This is a genomic window from Chryseobacterium formosum, assembly GCF_026460885.1.
Lineage (GTDB): Bacteria > Bacteroidota > Bacteroidia > Flavobacteriales > Weeksellaceae > Chryseobacterium > Chryseobacterium formosus.
Genome location: NZ_JAOVZW010000009.1, coordinates 1 through 17,028, shown reverse-complemented (window position 1 = coordinate 17,028; position 17,028 = coordinate 1). Strand labels below are relative to the sequence as shown.

At 31.9% G+C, this 17,028-nt stretch carries 18 protein-coding genes and 2 tRNA genes; 9 read left to right on the top strand and 11 right to left on the bottom strand.

Translation table 11 applies throughout. From position 1 onward, the window contains the following. The first annotated feature begins 145 nt into the window (after positions 1-145). Positions 146-640 carry a hypothetical protein gene (locus OF897_RS08515; protein WP_323809036.1) on the top strand — a complete coding sequence of 165 codons (495 nt, stop codon included), beginning with the start codon at positions 146-148 and terminating at the stop codon, positions 638-640. Between the two features lie 38 nt (positions 641-678). Here OF897_RS08515 and OF897_RS08510 read toward each other — a convergent pair whose 3' ends face one another. From OF897_RS08510 to OF897_RS08490, 5 genes are all read right to left on the bottom strand, one after another. Beyond that, the gene (locus tag OF897_RS08510; protein WP_267265272.1) at positions 679-852 is read right to left on the bottom strand and encodes a hypothetical protein; all 174 of its coding nucleotides are present in this window, start codon (positions 850-852) and stop codon (positions 679-681) included. A gap of 318 nt (positions 853-1,170) precedes the next feature. Further along, positions 1,171-1,959, bottom strand: a complete 789-nt coding sequence (locus OF897_RS08505) for a DUF2971 domain-containing protein (RefSeq protein WP_267265271.1) — start codon at positions 1,957-1,959, stop codon at positions 1,171-1,173. After that, on the bottom strand, positions 1,946-2,527 hold the full coding sequence (locus OF897_RS08500; RefSeq protein ID WP_267265270.1) for a TM2 domain-containing protein: 582 nt from the start codon (positions 2,525-2,527) through the stop codon (positions 1,946-1,948). The genes OF897_RS08505 and OF897_RS08500 overlap by 14 nt, the downstream gene beginning before the upstream one ends. Before the next feature lie 64 nt (positions 2,528-2,591). Then, positions 2,592-4,178 (bottom strand): patatin-like phospholipase family protein, encoded by a 1,587-nt coding sequence (locus tag OF897_RS08495; protein ID WP_267265269.1) that lies wholly within the window; start codon positions 4,176-4,178, stop codon positions 2,592-2,594. A 234-nt stretch (positions 4,179-4,412) separates the two neighbouring features. After that, on the bottom strand, positions 4,413-5,312 hold the full coding sequence (locus OF897_RS08490; protein ID WP_267265268.1) for a magnesium transporter CorA family protein: 900 nt from the start codon (positions 5,310-5,312) through the stop codon (positions 4,413-4,415). A gap of 76 nt (positions 5,313-5,388) precedes the next feature. On the opposite strand from OF897_RS08490, the gene OF897_RS08485 reads away from it, so the two are divergent. Continuing rightward, complete coding sequence (locus tag OF897_RS08485) at positions 5,389-6,411, top strand: 3-oxoacyl-ACP synthase III family protein (protein WP_267265267.1); 1,023 nt, start codon at positions 5,389-5,391, stop codon at positions 6,409-6,411. A gap of 188 nt (positions 6,412-6,599) precedes the next feature. Here the strand turns inward: OF897_RS08485 and OF897_RS08480 are convergent, their stop codons facing one another. The 3 genes from OF897_RS08480 to OF897_RS08470 all read right to left on the bottom strand — a co-directional run bounded on the left by OF897_RS08480 (position 6,600) and on the right by OF897_RS08470 (position 8,507). Beyond that, a complete protein-coding gene (locus OF897_RS08480; RefSeq protein WP_267265266.1) occupies positions 6,600-7,763 on the bottom strand; it encodes a thioredoxin fold domain-containing protein in 1,164 nt (387 codons plus the stop codon). 208 nt (positions 7,764-7,971) lie between these two features. After that, complete coding sequence (locus OF897_RS08475) at positions 7,972-8,235, bottom strand: hypothetical protein (protein ID WP_267265265.1); 264 nt, start codon at positions 8,233-8,235, stop codon at positions 7,972-7,974. Positions 8,236-8,321: 86 nt separating this feature from the next. Continuing rightward, positions 8,322-8,507, bottom strand: coding sequence for a cytochrome C551 (locus OF897_RS08470; protein ID WP_267265264.1), 186 nt, complete (start codon positions 8,505-8,507; stop codon positions 8,322-8,324). Positions 8,508-8,769: 262 nt separating this feature from the next. Here OF897_RS08470 and tssD (OF897_RS08465) point away from each other — a divergent pair, with 262 nt between their 5' ends. The 5 genes from tssD (OF897_RS08465) (at position 8,770) to tssD (OF897_RS08445) (ending at position 13,978) form a co-directional block, all read left to right on the top strand. Continuing rightward, positions 8,770-9,174 carry a type VI secretion system tube protein TssD gene (gene tssD / locus OF897_RS08465; protein WP_267265263.1) on the top strand — a complete coding sequence of 135 codons (405 nt, stop codon included), beginning with the start codon at positions 8,770-8,772 and terminating at the stop codon, positions 9,172-9,174. A 174-nt stretch (positions 9,175-9,348) separates the two neighbouring features. After that, positions 9,349-11,283, top strand: coding sequence for a type VI secretion system Vgr family protein (locus OF897_RS08460; protein ID WP_267265262.1), 1,935 nt, complete (start codon positions 9,349-9,351; stop codon positions 11,281-11,283). Positions 11,284-11,295: 12 nt separating this feature from the next. Continuing rightward, positions 11,296-12,606 (top strand): zinc metalloprotease, encoded by a 1,311-nt coding sequence (locus OF897_RS08455; RefSeq protein ID WP_267265261.1) that lies wholly within the window; start codon positions 11,296-11,298, stop codon positions 12,604-12,606. 101 nt (positions 12,607-12,707) lie between these two features. Next, complete coding sequence (locus tag OF897_RS08450) at positions 12,708-13,283, top strand: hypothetical protein (protein ID WP_267265260.1); 576 nt, start codon at positions 12,708-12,710, stop codon at positions 13,281-13,283. A 290-nt stretch (positions 13,284-13,573) separates the two neighbouring features. Further along, positions 13,574-13,978 carry a type VI secretion system tube protein TssD gene (gene tssD, locus OF897_RS08445; protein ID WP_267265259.1) on the top strand — a complete coding sequence of 135 codons (405 nt, stop codon included), beginning with the start codon at positions 13,574-13,576 and terminating at the stop codon, positions 13,976-13,978. Positions 13,979-14,271: 293 nt separating this feature from the next. Here the strand turns inward: tssD (OF897_RS08445) and OF897_RS08440 are convergent, their stop codons facing one another. From OF897_RS08440 to OF897_RS08430, 3 genes are read right to left on the bottom strand one after another with little or no spacing between them, the layout of a single operon-like run. After that, positions 14,272-14,676, bottom strand: a complete 405-nt coding sequence (locus tag OF897_RS08440) for a hypothetical protein (protein WP_267265258.1) — start codon at positions 14,674-14,676, stop codon at positions 14,272-14,274. Between the two features lie 12 nt (positions 14,677-14,688). Continuing rightward, positions 14,689-15,498 carry a tetratricopeptide repeat protein gene (locus OF897_RS08435; RefSeq protein ID WP_267265257.1) on the bottom strand — a complete coding sequence of 270 codons (810 nt, stop codon included), beginning with the start codon at positions 15,496-15,498 and terminating at the stop codon, positions 14,689-14,691. Positions 15,499-15,525: 27 nt separating this feature from the next. Continuing rightward, positions 15,526-16,200, bottom strand: coding sequence for a DUF4919 domain-containing protein (locus tag OF897_RS08430; protein WP_267265256.1), 675 nt, complete (start codon positions 16,198-16,200; stop codon positions 15,526-15,528). A 388-nt stretch (positions 16,201-16,588) separates the two neighbouring features. Here OF897_RS08430 and OF897_RS08425 point away from each other — a divergent pair. Together OF897_RS08425 and OF897_RS08420 are read left to right on the top strand one after the other, a co-directional pair. Continuing rightward, a tRNA-Pro gene (locus OF897_RS08425) sits at positions 16,589-16,663 on the top strand. A gap of 127 nt (positions 16,664-16,790) precedes the next feature. Beyond that, a tRNA-Arg gene (locus OF897_RS08420) sits at positions 16,791-16,864 on the top strand. Positions 16,865-17,028 lie beyond the last annotated feature (164 nt).

The following is a 17,028-nucleotide window of genomic DNA, read 5'->3' as shown; positions in this document are numbered from 1 at the left end:
ATAAATAAAACTTACTTTCACGAATCTAATTACATAAAAAACTAACTAATTCAATAAGCTTCATTTTCATATCAAAAAAAATCATTATTTTAGTTCAGACCTAAATAAACACAAAACGATTTTATACTAACATTTTAAATCATAAATGATGGGAATTACAAATTTAAACAACACGCATTTAGACAATGCAAAACTGGCATCAATTCTTGACGCTATTACCGTTCTTGAAACGGCTCTTGGAGATTTCAACTATAATCTTTCTCCACAAGACCGCAAACGTTATGGAAGTATCAATGAGCAAAACAAGCTTTTGGTAAACAAAGTTTACGATTACAACAAAAACCAGCCTAATCTCAGCGCACCTGATATGGATTGGCAGGAATTTGAAAATGATTACAACTCCCGTAAAAATCTTGAAGGAATGATTTCAAGGCTTAACAGTCTAATAACAAAAATGGTTGATGCCAAAACGCTTCACGATTACGACAATTATCAGGCAGCATTGGAAGACTACGGATTTACAAGCTATAAAGCAGGAGGTTCAGCCGCAGGTTTTCAAACCAAACATGCCGATTTGAAACAGTTTTTCGGAAGAAGCGGTACCGCTAAAAAGTCCGATACCGAGACACCGGAATTGTAAGTCATTGCGAACCGAAGGTGAAGCAATCTCAACAGTTTTTAATAAAACAAATCATCCTCAAGCCTATCGTTTGAGGATTTTTTTATGGATATATTGAAGTGGTTTAGAGAAATGATAAAGTTATTGATGATAACATTGAGATAAATCAGACCTCCGTTTCGGTTCTGTAATGGTCGGTTTCGGTTGTTTTGATCATCGTTTCGGTTTTCCATCTAATTGTTTCGGTCTTCAACTGGAATTTTTTTATTCTAAACCGAATCGTTTGGGTGTTGAACCCAATCATTAATGTTTATAACCGAAAGTTTATGGTTTGAAACCGAATCACCTCTCTAAACAACCTAATTGTTTGGGTCTTGAACATGAAATTTTGGACTTCGAAATCCAATCATTGAGGTTTGGAGGCTAACCAATAATAAGTTTAGTCCTGAGATTAGATATTTTTTTATCATAAGTATTGAGTTAGTTAACTCCGCAGGATTAATGCTAAAAATAAATTATCTATTATAGATTGTTTATTGTAATTAAAGATTCTAATTATTCTCTAAGTTAATATTTATAGCTTGTTGAACAAAATTTTTACAATTGATATTTTTATTCAATGCATCTAAATCATATGGAAGAAAATAAAGTTTGAATTTATCTTTAAATAATTTTGCTTTGTAAACTTTTGCTCCTTTTAAATATGCAATTGAGGAAATTAATGTCTCATTAACAAAATCACAATCAGCACCTAAATATATTGCTTTTAAGCAACCATTTTGAAATTTGTGTAAACCTATATTTTTGCTAATAAATCGAAATTCTTTTTCATAACTCCAGCACCTACTTTTATTTCCAAATATCAATTGGTAATCATTATTTAATATGTTAGTTCTAACATAATTATCAGAGTATAAAACTTTTTTTAATGAGATATCGTTTTTATTGTTTTTTATTTTATTAGCATACAAGAATTTTTCTTCTTCAAAATCATATTCAATACAATATCCTTTTTGATTATTGGTATAATGAGACCACATTAATAAATTTTGATTATCAGTCGTAAGTGATAGAATTCCGGAATTATCTTTTAGTAGTTGCAAGTAATTATCTTTTGCTCTTTCTATTTTATTAGTGTCTAAATCTTTTTTAAATCCTTTCATCATTTTACTTATTGAACGATCAAATTTAAAAACACCTTCAAAAGGATCATTTAAAGCTTTCAATGAAGAAAACCATATCTGATCAAATAATAAGCATTTTACATCTCGTAGAAAATTTTCAGAAAAAGTTTCATCGTTGTTAGGAAATTCTATAGACCTATATTTAAAAAGAATCATCAGGAAAATAAGTATAAAAGAAGTTAAAATAATTTATTTCAGGGTCGCCAATGGAAGTATTAATCTTATTAATTTGATTTTGTAATGTGCTAAAGTTATTTTTGTACAAAATTATTTGTGAGGGTTTAACATTTATCATTTTTTCATAAATAATAAGAAGTTCTTGTAATAATGCGTTATAAGACCCTTGAGGAAAAGAACCGTATTTAATTTGTTCTAAGTCAGTCTTTTTAACATATAAGTAATAAGAATCTACTTCCTTCTGTATCTCTCTAGAATAAGTATTTAAACTATATACATTATGCTTTTCATCAAATATTTCATCTGAAATTGTTAAAAAATATATAAAATCAAATGCTACTAAAATGAGAAGTATTACAGTTAAAATAAGCATAATAACCTTAATCACATTTATGGGAATGAAATATTGAAAAATAATTAAGGCAATTATTAATACTGATAAGACCATAAACTTATAGCCTTTTTTTTCATTATTAAGATAGAAGTGATGTGCACCAAGCCAACCAAAGAATAATGCTAATAATGATGTGGAAATTTTGTTCTTCATGTTTTTAATTTTGTTAAGCTTAAAATTATAATTAATATTTGTACTTCTTAATATATATAATTTCTTACCCCACCGTCGGCGTATCCTCCTCCTTCAAAATCTTTTTCTCTTTCATGGCAACCATCATTCTTTCGCATTTGTATTCTTCCCAATTGAATTGATTGAGGAAATCGAGGGCAGCAACAAACCCAGCATTGAAGAGTTGTTCTTTTTCTTCTCTTTTCATAAAAAAATTGAGCCAGTTGCTGGTTCCGCAGTTGACGGTTTTTATGCTGTAAAGATTATAGAATGAGTTCTTGGTGAGGAAAGATTTATCGTTGAAACCACGCAGAGTATCGATGATATTTCCGGCATAGGAGAGGGGCGTTTTCATAATCTGTTCGCTGGTTTTTCCTTTTTCCTTCAATATGTCAGACTCGCTGGTGAGCTGTACTCCGAATAGTGGAAGTCTTGGATAAAAAATATCGTTCATGTGAAAGACATCAATCGGAAAATTGGAAATACTTCCGCCATCGATAAAAATCCCGACAGGGTAAATGTTTTCTTTCGTGGTATTCATCCAGAATTTCCAAGCGTATTTTACCGAATCATCATCTTTGTTGATGAGTTTTTGCATCGGTTCAAAAAAGAAAGGAACAGACATTGAAGCACGCACAAATTCTGCAGGACTGATGTGTTTGAGCTCTTCCTCAGACCAATATAGATTTGCCATTGTAGGCAATGCTATTTTTATCTTTGCGTTGATGTCAGTAGTTACCACAACATATTCAGAAGTAAGCTGGTAAAACGGATTTTTTTTGTAATAATCATTATTTTCCATGCTTTCAAAATAAATTCTGTATCGGGTTTCATCGATGTGTTCCAGATTATTCATTTTGATTTCCTCAATCCCGTTGAGAGCGTTTGTGTAAAATTCCATTTCGTTGCCGTAGCGGTAATTGAGATTCAGCTGATGTTCTTTTTGAATAAATTTTTTATTAAGTTCAGCCACGGTTTTAATTCCGAAATCATTGAGTACATTTTTCATCGTTTCTTCGAAAACATTTCCGGGATTCAGTCCGCTGTTGCTTTTGGTGAAATTCAGATAAAGTTTTTTTAGAATTAATATTAAAATAATCAAAGGAACCAAAGGAATCAGGAAATAAAGTTTGGTTTCTCTTGTAGTTTCAGATGAAAGTATAAATGGTAAACTTACTAAACCGACTGTAAGAATGATGGCAATAATCAAATTGATTTTAAAGAAATTTTTGTTGTTGAGCATCGCATGAATGGTTGTTTTTACATAACTTTTTCCATCCATGAAATCTGCAAAATTCCAGTTGAACAATATCTCTTTAATGACTTCGCTTTTAGCTTCTTCTTTTGTTTTGCAGGCAGCAATTAACATGGTATTAATTGCTCCGGCGCTGGTTCCTGCAACTTTCAGAAAACGGATTCCGAAAATTTCCAGGCCATAAAGATAACCGACCAAAGCACTTCCCCAAACTCCGCCTCCTTCCTGTACAAATTCTATATACTGATTTCCTTCAGCATCCAGAAGATCAGAAAATTCTCTTTTCGAAATATTTTCATGCAATGCCTTCAGTTTTTCTTTGGAATCTTGAGAAAGGATATCTTCATCAAGTATTTTTTGTAGGATTTCGGGTTTCATGATTTGGTGGTGTGTTTTGTTGGTTGAGCGCAAAGGCGCAAAATTTTTGATAAAATTATTTTGTTTTAAGGCGCAAGAAATCAAAGAATTTCAAAATATTCTCAATCAATTTTATCTTGATAAAATTTTTGCGCCTTAAAAGTTTGAAGATTAAAAAAAAATCTCCTACGCCTTTTCATTTAAAACAATTTCTTGTCATGTAGAGATTGCTTCACCTTCGGTTCGCAATGACGATTACCATTGCTTTCTTCTTGCATAAATAAATGTACAAATTACAATAACTCCCATTACGCCTAATGTGTAAAAATACCCTTGTTTTGTGTGTAATTCAGGCATATTGTCGAAGTTCATTCCATATAAACCGGCAATAAATGTAATCGGTAAAAAGTAAACTGAATAAATTGCCAAAACTTTCATCACCTGATTGGCTTTCTGATCAGATAACGCCAAGAACATCGAAATTAAGTTGGTAATTTGGATGTTGAGGTGGTCAAAATCGGCAACAACATCTTTGTGTTTATCTTTTAAATCTACAAATTCAGAATCGGGAAGGTTTAGCAATTTAAATTTATCAATAGCATCAGTAGAAATCGTTAAAACTCTTGAATTCAAACCTGATTTTCTTTTTAGTTTATACAGTCTGCGAATCTGATTGGTGTGGTTGGTATTTTTAAGGAAAATTTCGTTTTCGATATTATCCATCGTTTCAAATAAACTCAGAGATTCATCATCAAAACTTTTCATAATGACCAAAGCGATTTTTAAAGCAATCTTTTCGGGAGAACAAACTTCTTGATGTAGCGAAAGTTCTTTTTTTGTTTCAGAAATACTTTTCGCTTTCATTCTGTGAACCGTGATAATTGTATTATCTAAAAGGAAAATTCCGATTTTAGTACTGATATCACTTATCGTGTTGAGGTTTTTTCTTTCAAGCTCGGTGCTTTCACGCAAAAGGAAAAATTTTACATTTCCATCGGCTTCATATTTGGGTAAGTGATTGGGATCTAAAGTATCTTCAAGTAAGAGATTGTTGATTTCATATCGCTCATGAAGGTATTTCATATCTTCTTCTGTAGGCGCTTCCACGTCTATCCATTCGCATCCCGAATCTCTGTAAATTGTATCTATAGGCATAAAGTAAATTTACTGTAAAAATTGAAATTGTATGTATTAAATAAATTTTATCTTTACCAAAATTAGAAAAATCGATATGATTAAAAGTACTATAAAAGGCATCGGATTTCATGTTCCGGATCATGTTGTTACGAATGATGACCTATCTAAACTGATGACTACCAATGACGAATGGATTACTGAACGAACGGGAATTAAAGAAAGAAGACACCGTATCAACCGAAATGATGCACAGGAAACTACTGCTTATTTAGGTTTTAAAGCTTCTGAAAAAGCAATTCAACAAGCTGGTTTAACAGCAAAAGATATTGATTATATTGTTTTCGCAACCCTTTCACCAGATTATTATTTTCCTGGATGTGGAGTTTTGTTGCAGGATATGTTGGGTTGTGATACTATTGGAGCTTTGGATGTAAGAAATCAATGTTCAGGTTTCGTCTATGCAATGAGCGTTGCCAATGCTTTTATAAAATCTGGAACGTATAAAAATATTTTAGTAGTCGGAGCTGAAGTGCATTCTTTCGGACTTGATTTTTCTGATGAAGGAAGAGGAGTTTCTGTGATTTTCGGAGATGGAGCAGGAGCAATTGTGCTTTCTGCAACGGAAGATGAGAATGCGGGAGATATTTTAGCTATGAATATGCATTCTGAAGGAAAATATGCCGATGAATTATGCACGCAATTTCCAGGTTCAAAATATGGATGGAGTGACAGAATGAGAAAAGAGCCTGAAAATGTGACCAACAAAGAAGTTTATCCAATTATGAACGGAAACTTCGTTTTCAAACACGCTGTGACAAGATTCCCTGAAACGATGCAGGAAGCTTTAGATAAAGCTGGAAAAACGATTGAAGATTTAGATATGTTTATTCCGCATCAGGCGAATTTGAGAATTGCTCAGTTTGTACAGCAGAAATTTGGTTTGCCAGACGAAAAAATCCACAACAATATTCAGAAATACGGAAATACAACAGCAGCTTCTATTCCTATTGCTTTAAATGAAGCCATTGAATTGGGCAAAATCAAAAGAGGTGACTTAGTTCTTCTTTCAGCTTTCGGAAGTGGCTTTACTTGGGGAAGTATTTTGTTTGAGTATTAAATTGTCAAAGGCTTTCGTCGTCACTTCGAGTAAGTTTTTGAAGAAAACCGTATCGAGAAGTTTTAATATAAAAGCTGTTCTCGATACGCTTCGCTACTCGAACTGACGAAACTTAATAGTCAATGATAATAAATAAAAGTCCGCTGAAATCAATTTCCAGCGGACTTTTCTATGTTTTAAATTAAAGACTATAAAGTCTTCAATAATTTTTCTGTGTCTGCAGTATCTTCACCTGCTGCTTTTCCCAGTTCAAGAGATTTTTGTGCCCAAGTTCTAGCATTTTCCTTGTCACCTATTTTATTATAAAGATTTGCTAATGTATCTGTGTTAGCAAAGTTTTCGTTTTTCTTTACAGATTCTTGTGCCCATTTTACAGCGGTTTGTAAAGATGATTTCGTTGTAACATTTTCAAAGAAATTCCAAGCTAAAGAATTTAATTCTTCAGAAGATGCAGCCGAATAATCTTTATATAACTCCAAATTGATTTTCTCATATGTTGCAAAATCTTTGTCTTTTAAGGCTCTGCTTGATTTTACTTTTTTCAAAAGTTTCTCAGAATCCTCTTTAGTCATGAATTTTTGAGTTTGTTCAAGGAAGTAAGCCTCATCAAGCTTTTTAGTTGTAGCGTCATAAGCTTTCGCCATTACCGTATTTACTTTTACATTTTTATCGATTGAAGCATATTTCTGCTCAGGAACGATTTTCATAATGTCAGCTTTTCTCTCAGTGAAAATTCTGTAAGGAGCGTCGTCTGTATTTTTCATTGCCTGAAAAAGAAGCCCTAAGTTTTCTTGATTAAATTCAGGTTTTGCAGCAAAATACTGCTCGATAACTTTGTTGGAGAAAACTGCATCATTATACATTGTAAGACCTGCAAGATTTAATAAAAATGCCGGATCCTTTTCTCCTTTTTCAAATTTTTGCTTTAATGTTGCCAATCTTTTATTAGGATCTCCTGCATCCATCGCAAACTGAATGAAATCTTTTTCTTCAACATATCCAATTGTTCTGTGAACTTCTTCACCATCACCGTTGATGAAAAGATAAGTCGGAAATACTTTTACATTGAATTTTTTTGCCAATTCAATTCCTTCCCCTTTTTCCATGTCGATTTTTGCGTTTACAAAATGCTCATTGTAGTAATCACCGACAGGTTTCAGAGGGAAAATGTTTTTTACCATTAGTTTACAAGGTCCACACCAAACTGCATAAGCATCGATAAAAACAAGTTTGTTTTCTTTTTTTGCTTTCGCTAAAATAGTTTTGAAGTTGCTGCCTTCTTCAAATTTGATTCCTTGTGCAAATGCAAGCGCTGCAAAGAAAAGGAATGATAATATTGCTGTTTTTTTCATATAATAAATACGTATTGTTTTTTATTTGTTATACTAAATCGCACGATAGATTATGTTTACAAGATCAGGGCGATTACATGATTTTTTTTATTGGATACAAATGTAATAATTATGTTAAATAATTTTTCTCTTTTTAATGAAAATAAGATTGAAGCTTTGAAAAATTTTCAAAAATAAAATCCGTAGTTAATTTCTACGGATTGGTTTATTATCTCGAACCTCCAACTTTCGTATTGGGTTTGTTTTCTTTACTGCCATAATCTGTTGGCGATGCAGCGGTGTCTTTCAATGCTTTTGGAGTATCTTTTTCTGCTGTAGTAGGTTCAGAATTTGCTGCTGCAGAATCTCCGAGATGGTTTCTTAAAGAATCTTTGTTGTGTTCTGCTTTAAATTCTTCTCTGTTTTCTTTTTTGTCGGCACAGCTTCCTAAAGTTATTAAGGCTAAAACTGCTCCTATTCCTAATCTTTTCATAGTTAAAATATATTTATTGGTTAATCAAATATAAAAAATCTGCCGAAATTTTCAGCAGATTTAATTTTGAGTTAAATTTCCTGTTTTTATCTTACAGGAGTATTAACTGTATCAACGGGCATTTTCATTGTGTCCGGATTTTGCACTGGTGCTGAATTTCTCATTGAAGTAGTATCAACTGCTACATTCATAGAATCTTTCTCAGATGACATTTGCGGTTCTTTTGATCCACAACTTGCCGTGACTAAGCCTATCAAAAAGGCTGATAACATTAATTTTTTCATAATATTTTATTTTTATGGTGTTTAAATTAGTAGCCAATTATCATTCCAAAAAGTGTGAACTTTATATTAAATTTCAGTAAAGTTTGTTAAAAAACGATTGATATTGCTAAAAGTCGTAGAACTACGACATGAAATCGTAGAATTACTACAAATTTTGAAATAATTGTGTTGATTTGAAAAAAGAAGGCTTCTTGGTTTTATCTTTGAAGTATAAAAATCACAAAATACCAACGAATTAAATTTACAAATCATGGCAGCAAATTCAAGAGGAATCTTAAAATTTAATGGCAGCGAAGGACAAAAATTGTTAAAGCTAAATTACAGTGTTTCAAGGTCTACCGATGTTTCGGGTAGAGTAGCATCTGATCCTTCTAATGCATTGATTAAATTAACAATCGAGGCAACGGAAAAATCTGACATCCTTGAAACTTTGTTAAACGGAAAATACAAGCCGACTTCAGGAGAAATTACTTTCAACAAATCACATGAAGAAGGAACTTTGATTACATTGAATTGGGAAAACGGTTACGTTATTCAGCACGAAGTAGACTTTGATGCAGTTGATGAAAATTCAATGTTGATTAGCTTTGTCATAAGTGCAGAAAAAATCAATTATGGTAATGCAGCATACGAAGGACTTTGGCCATATAGCTAAGATCTTTCGGTTCAGAAGGGTTTATTAGGATTCACGAGACTGTCTTTATAAGGCGGTCTTTTTGCCTTGAACGTATATTAAAATAATATTTAAAGCATATTATATTTTTATAGAGAAAAAGTTCTCAACTGAATAAAATTTAATAACTTTAAGCCACCACACAATCACAAAATTATGAATACCTCAACTAAAAATGGAGGTTCCGTTTTCCGTCCATCCCAAAATGCGGCAGGAATCTCAGAGAATCATCATACGGGAATCAACCGTTTGGTTAAATTATCTTTAGTCATAGAAGGTAAAGTAATCAAGTATTACAAGCATTTTAAGCTGACTCAAAGTGCACAAAAACACCACGAATTTACACTCACATTAGCTCACGATACTTTAGGCGACCGCCAAACCCATACTTTAGAAGAAGCTAATAAATTTTTAGGCAAAAGATTAACGGCAGTTATCTCTTATAAAGATATTGAAAGCAGCCCTGAAAGAACATTTGTAGGTGTAATTACGGGAGTTGGTTTTAGTCAGGAGAAAATGAGTTTGGGAAATATCGTGCTTTCAGGGTACAGTCCGACCATTTTGTTGGATGGTGCTCCTCATATTCAAAGTTTTGGCGGAAATCAGGCGGTGAATATGGGAATTATTGCTGAAGAAGTTATTAAACAAGGTTTAGATAAAAGCCGATTCGATATCAGAATTGATACAAATGATTATTCTCAAATCATTTATAGCAGCCAATATGATGAAACGCATTATAATTATCTGGCTCGAATGGCAGAAGCTTATGGTGAACAGTTTTATTACGATGGTGAAGTTCTGCATTTCGGAAAACTTCCGCCACAGAATACTCCGATCAAACTGATTTATGGAAGCAGCGCCAATGATATTAAGGTTGAATTAAAAGCAGTTCATACAAAACCTCAATATTACGGTTATAACAGCAGTAAGAATGAAGTTTTAAAATCAGGAAATACACCGATTCAGCATGTTGGAGATTTAGCAAAAACTGCTTACGAACACAACGATAAAATTTATAAAACACCTTCATTAAGAGTTGCTCCGATTAAAGCGACGACTCATTTAGATGTTGAATATTCTCAAAAAAGCACCGCAGGAAGTGAAGCGGTTAATGTTTTTAATCTTTCTGGAACTACAACGGTTCCGTTTTTACATCCGGGATGTTCTGTAGACATTGAAATGCGAAAAGTTGACACCAATGAAACTTCGTATTTCACAAGAATCATGGTGACAGAAACGACGCATGAAATCGATACAATCGGTCATTACACCGGAAGTTTTAACGGAATAGCTTCCGATACAGGCTTTTTACCAAAACCGGAATTCACAACGCCAAAAGCTGAACCTCAAATTGCAACGGTGATCTCCAATGCAGATCCTGAAGGACAGGGCAGGGTTCAGGTAAAGTTTGACTGGCAAACGAATGACACAACACATTTTATAAGAATGATGAGTCCTGATGCAGGAGGAACAGATCAGATTACCCAGAACAGAGGTTATGTTGCGATTCCTGAAGTTGGAGATCAGGTGATGGTAAATTTCGTACACAATCATCCGGATAGGCCTTTTGTAATGGGAGGAATGTTTCATGGAGGAATTGGTTTGGGTGGCGGAATGGACAACCGTGTGAAATCTATTCAGACAAGAAGTGGTCACAGAGTAGTTTTTACAGAAGATGAAAGTATTATTATTACGGATAAAAGTGGAAATGAAATTCATTTAGATACCACAGGAAGTAATATTACCATCACAGCTCCGGAAACGATGACACTGAACTGTAGAAATATGAATATCAATGTAACAGAAAATATGACAACTTCTGTAGGTGTCAATAAATCTGATACTATCGGAATGAACAATACACAGAGTGTTGGAGCAATGAAAATGACTTCCGTAATGGGAGATACAAGTATGTTTATTACCGGAAAGCTTACAGAAATGATTGAAGGCGACGTAACAAGTGAAGTAAAGCAAGGCAAAACCATGATTAATTCTGATCAGGGAATTGAAACAAGCTCAAACGGATCTATCAGTAAACATGCACAGAATGAAGTTCAAAACAACAGTGGTGAACGAAGCAAAAACCATTAATACCTTTAAAACATGAGTAGGACAAGGATTGTAAAAGGTAAAATAATAGAAGTTATTGAAAAAGATTTCAATATATATTCTCAAAGTAATATCATTGATAATGCTGCTGAAGTGGTATCTGAAAAAGGTCACGACAACGGTGTAAGTTATGGCAATGCTTCTCAACCTCCTGCAGGAGAAATTCAGGCAAAATGTTTGGTACAGTTCCGTCCTCACGCAAAATGGAGCGGAGAATTTGGTTTTGATTGGTTAAGACTCGGAGATACAGGTACAAAAGCTGATACTTGGTATAAAAATATTACAGGACAGTATGACGCCAATTATAATTTTGTAAAAAAAAGCAGTGTTTATCAAAAGCTTTTAAACAAATTCAATACGATGTCTATTCCCTGGAAGCCTAAAATTAATGGGAATCCTTTTTTGTATCTCATTCCGTACATGACGATTTATCAAGGAAAATCTCATAAACTATCTTTAAAAGTTGAAATTGAGGAGCTTCCTAAGAAATTAACTGTCCAACACAAAAAATCAGCGAACGATAAAAACACTTATTTTAAATTTAATACGAGTGAAATTACCATCAAAAAAGGTAAATATACTTTAGACAATTATCTTGAAATTACTTGTTTGAAAGAATTTAGAACAGATCAAATAATTGAAGTTTTAGCAGATGATATAGTTTGCGGAAAATTGAAGATTATGGCAAACAGTGCGGCTCATCAAAAGCAAGGAAAAGTTTTATTTATTACCGTTATTTCACAAACAGGAAGAGGAAGTACTACGGATGAAATTTCCAGACTGAATAAATATATGAAGCAGGCCTACATTAATGTGGATGTAAAAAGTATCAATATCAATCTCTCCAATGATCGTAATTTTATTCCGAAATTAAGGAGCGGCACAGGAATTCATCAATATTTGGATGCTAAACTTCGATCGGCAAAATTCCCCGATGGAAGTGTGGTTGGAAATAGATATGACAGTTTTTATAAAGTTTATTTTATCTCGGAAGTTATCCAGCAAAGCGACGGGAGTTATCTTTTAGGGGAAGCGGAAAATATTCCTTCTAGAACGGTATTTGTTTTAAATTTAAAAGATACGGCAACCGCTGCAGGAGTAGGATTTGAAAATGTAAAAACTACAGCAACGCACGAGCTTTTACATGCAATTGGCTTATTTCATACATTTGATAACAGCAGTCCGATAACTTTTGAAGAGTTTAAAACAGATAACATTATGGATTATTATTCTCAAACAACCGATATTATTGCAAAACAAACCTATAAATGGCAATGGGATATATTAAAAAAAATGATTCACTGATGAAAATAATTTCAATAATGTTTTTTACAATTTTGTTTAATAATTGTGAAAAAAGTAAGTCAGAACCGTTTCAGCAAAGTACATCAATTAGCAATAAAAATATGCAGGCAACAAAATTTGATATTGAAAAATATGAATCAAACCTTAAAAAAAATCCTTTGTACGAAGGATTTCAAAAAGATGAAAATGTTTTTGTAAAGCAGTATCATATTATTAAAGATGGATATGTAGAAGATGGATATTCCCGAAATATTGTTGAAAATTACGTTGAAGAACTTGTTGGCAAAGACAGATATAAAACTAAATTTACCTTCGATAAAAACGGAAATTTAGAATCTAAAAAGTTTTATTTCGGAAATAATCTTGAGATAGGGAAGTGGGAATATTTTAAAAATGGAACTTTAACTAAAACAGAAAATAAAGACGAAAATTATCCTTTTAGTCTTGATGAGGTTTTAAAATTTGGTAAAAAAAACAATATTGATTTTCATAAAACAGGAGAAATTTCAAAAAAATTATCCTCAGAATACAATAAATATGTTTGGGAGTTAACCTGGAACACTGGAAAGCTCAAAGCTGATGGTAAAACATATATTTTCAGAAAGGTTATTTTAGACGGAAAAACTGGCGAAAAATTATATGATAAAGAATATGAACTTAACCCATTGAAAAGATAATCAAAACTTCGTTTTAGTGCATATCTCCACTTATTAATTTTTCTAAATGTTTTTAAATATTTCTTAAATTTAATCCAAATGGAGTGAAAATATTTTAAAATAATATTTAAAAACCCTTTTAAATAAAGGGTTTTGTTATTTAAAATACCAAAGTCGTAGTATTACTACATCAAATCGTAGTATTACTACAAAAACTGAGATTTATCTTTTTTATTCTATCTAAAGAGTTTAATGGCTCTATCTTTGAATCAACCAAATCACAAAATATTAATTTTAAAAAGTTTACCATTATGGCAGCAAACTCAAGAGGAATCTTAAAATTCAACGGAAGCGAAGGTCAAAAATTACTAAAGCTTAACTACAGCGTATCGAGATCTACAGATGTTTCAGGACGTGTGGCTTCAGACCCTTCCAACGCAATCATCAAATTAACTATTGAAGCAACAGAGAAATCTGAAATTTTAGAAAGTTTGCTTAATGGGAAATACAAACCAACTTCGGGTGAAGTTACTTTCAACAAATCTCACGAAGAAGGTACTTTGATTACCTTAAACTGGGAAAACGGTTACGTTATTCAGCATGAAGTAGACTTCGATGCAGTTGACGAAAATTCAATGCTTATAAGCTTTATCATCAGTGCAGAAAAAATCAATTATGGTAACTCTGCTTACGAAGGTATTTGGCCGGGAGTATAATTTTGGCTATTACAATTTTTAAATAAAATTGAAACAGGACACTGTCTTTCCAAAGTATAGTGTTCTGTTTTTTATTTATAATATGTTTAATTAATTTAAAAATAGAATGTTTTCAACTTCTTTTTTACTTTTATCATGATGGTAGATTTCTTTAAACTTACTATACCAAACTGATTTTTCAAATTTTGAAGTGTTAATTGATGCTGAAACAGAGTTTGAATAATATACCTTTTTATTAATCACTACTTTAAACCTAGTTTTAGTTTTAAAATTACCTTCATATTTTTTTGAAGTTAAACCGATGATTTCTCCAGATTTGAAATTGATTTCTCTGAGATAAGACATTCCACAATTAGAATTAACCCAAAACTCAATCGGTTTCCATTTTTATCTGAAGTTAAAGCTTCCTGAATAAGTTTTAGTTTATTATCTTGAGGGATGATTTGAATATTTGATTGTTTATTATTTTTCACATATATAGAAAATAGTGAGTCATTTTTAATTTCGGCAATTATCAAAATTGAATCTTTATTATTCTTTATAAATAACTTTTCTATCCTTGAATCTGATTTAAAATCACTATCAATTTGATTTTCATTTAAAAAAAGTTCTGTTTGTAAATTTTGAGCAGAAAAGCAAGTACTCGTTACGATGAAAAGTAATATTAATAAATTATGTAAACAATTTTTGGCTTTCATCAATGTGATTTTCTATTTACAATATTCCTCCATTTCAACATTCGGCTTTTCTCCCAATTTTTTCAACATTTTATAATCAGAGCAAGCTCCTTGTTTGTCTTGTAAATTTAGCCTAGCCGCCATTCTGTTAAAAAAAGCTTGTGCATTATCTGGGTTTTTATTGATTACTATTGTAAAATCTTCAATTGCTCCTTTATAATCTTTAAGCATTCCTTTTGCCTGTGCTCTTATATTATAGCCGCGAATATCATCAGGATTGTATAAAATAGATTTTTCAGCATCTTCTAGTGCTTCTTTATTTTTTCCAATCATAATATGGGCTATTGCTCTGTTGATGTAACCGCTTCCACTTTTGGGGTTCAGCATAAGACCTTTGTCTAAATCTTTAATTGCTTCAGAATATTTTTGAATTTCACCATAAGAATACCCTCGATATAAATAAGAATCTGCAAAATCTGATTTTAGAGAAATACTTTTATCAAAATCTCTTATTGCACTTTCGATATCTTTTAAATAATATTTTGAAACACCTCTATTGTAAAATACTTCAAAATTTGTATCATCAAGCTTTATTGACGTATTATAATCTAAAATAGCTCCCGATTCATCCTTAAGATTTGCTTTTGCCATACCTCGATGATAAAAAACCAATGCACTTTTGGGATTAATAGCAATTGCTTTGTCAAAACTTTCTATAGCTTCTTGATATTTCTCACCCATTGCAAGAGTTCTGCCTTTTTCGGCATAAGAAGTTGCCAATTCATTCTGTGAATATGCCATTGTAGAAAGCATTATTATGAATCCAAGAAGTGTTTTTTTCATTGAAGTATATTTATTTTGAATTAAAAATTAAAATCCAAACCCTTTTTCTTTAAGTTTTGTGATATTGAAATAAACTCCGGGTAATTTATATTTTCTTTTTTCTAAACTTAAATAATCACAATTGCCATCTAAACTTTGAGACACGGTTTCCAACTGTAAAACATTCATGACTATATATTCATGACTAACTGTAATTACATGAAATCCAGAACTACAGTCTTTTCCATCTCCAGATCTGAAAATTGCACCAAATAAACCGTAAAAGTTATGCGAAATCTTCTTTGACATTGCTTCATTATTGTCTAAATGATAAATATAAGCCAGAAAGTTCATCACACGTAGATTAAGTGGGAATTCTTTTAAAGCCGCATTAGATATTTTAATAATTTCAGTATAATCTGACTTTTTTAATTCCTGACTTTGAAAATATTTAGTTAATTTTTTCTCTTCTTCGGAGATTTGATACGGATGATATTCTTTTTGAAAAGTATAACCAAAATACAAATGTTTATATTGGTCATCCGTAATGAGCGTATCGCTTATTTTCAATTGATTCATTAGTTTCGGATAATAAAATTCCGAATCTTTATTTTCAATATTTTTTCGAATAATTTTATAATCCGGAGCTTCATATTGCTTCGTTTGAGAATAAACAAAGCCTGAAATAAGAATTAGCGATAAAAAAAGTATTTGTTTAAACATTTTGGTGTTTTATAGCGCTAACTTACGGAAAAACATAAAGATTTTGAAATTCATTTCTGTGAAAATATTTAAATAGTAATTTTTTTTGAAGAGTTAATGGATTTTATAATAATTAGATTACTTTTTTCTACAATTTTTTATTGCAATATGGAATCGTATATTTCCTTTAGTTAGATGCTTTTTTTAATCTAGCTCATAAAAATCTTAAAATTTCGAGTATTTCAGCATAGCTTATAATTATTTGATTTTCAAAAATTTATATTTATAATTGTTTTGATTTGAAAATTTAACTGAAAATTATTTTAATTTTAATTTTTAAATATCAAAAAATAGTATATCTTTGCACCCACAAAAAACAAGGTAGTATTGTTTTTTAAGATGGCCTAATCGGGGCGTAGCGTAGTCCGGTCATCGCGCCTGGTTTGGGACCAGGAGGTCGCAGGTTCGAATCCTGCCGCCCCGACTTTTTTAGTATTTTTTTAAAATCAATGAATGCGTAAGTCAACTGGATAGAGTATTCCAATTCTTGGAACGGTCAATGTTGAAATAATTCCGCTCAAAAAAGTTAGTAATTTCTCAAAATTACAAATGGGTGCGTAGCTCAGCTGGATAGAGCATCTGCCTTCTAAGCAGACGGTCTCAGGTTCGAATCCTGACGCGCTCACTTAAAACTCACAACAGAAGTTGTGAGTTTTTTTGTTTTTATATGTTGGTGTTTTTATTTGGTGTGAATTTTCTTGAAAAACGGTTAGATGGAAAAGTTTGCTCTATATTATATGCATATTTACCTCAGAAATTTCTGGGGTATTTTTTTGGAGCTTAATCCCG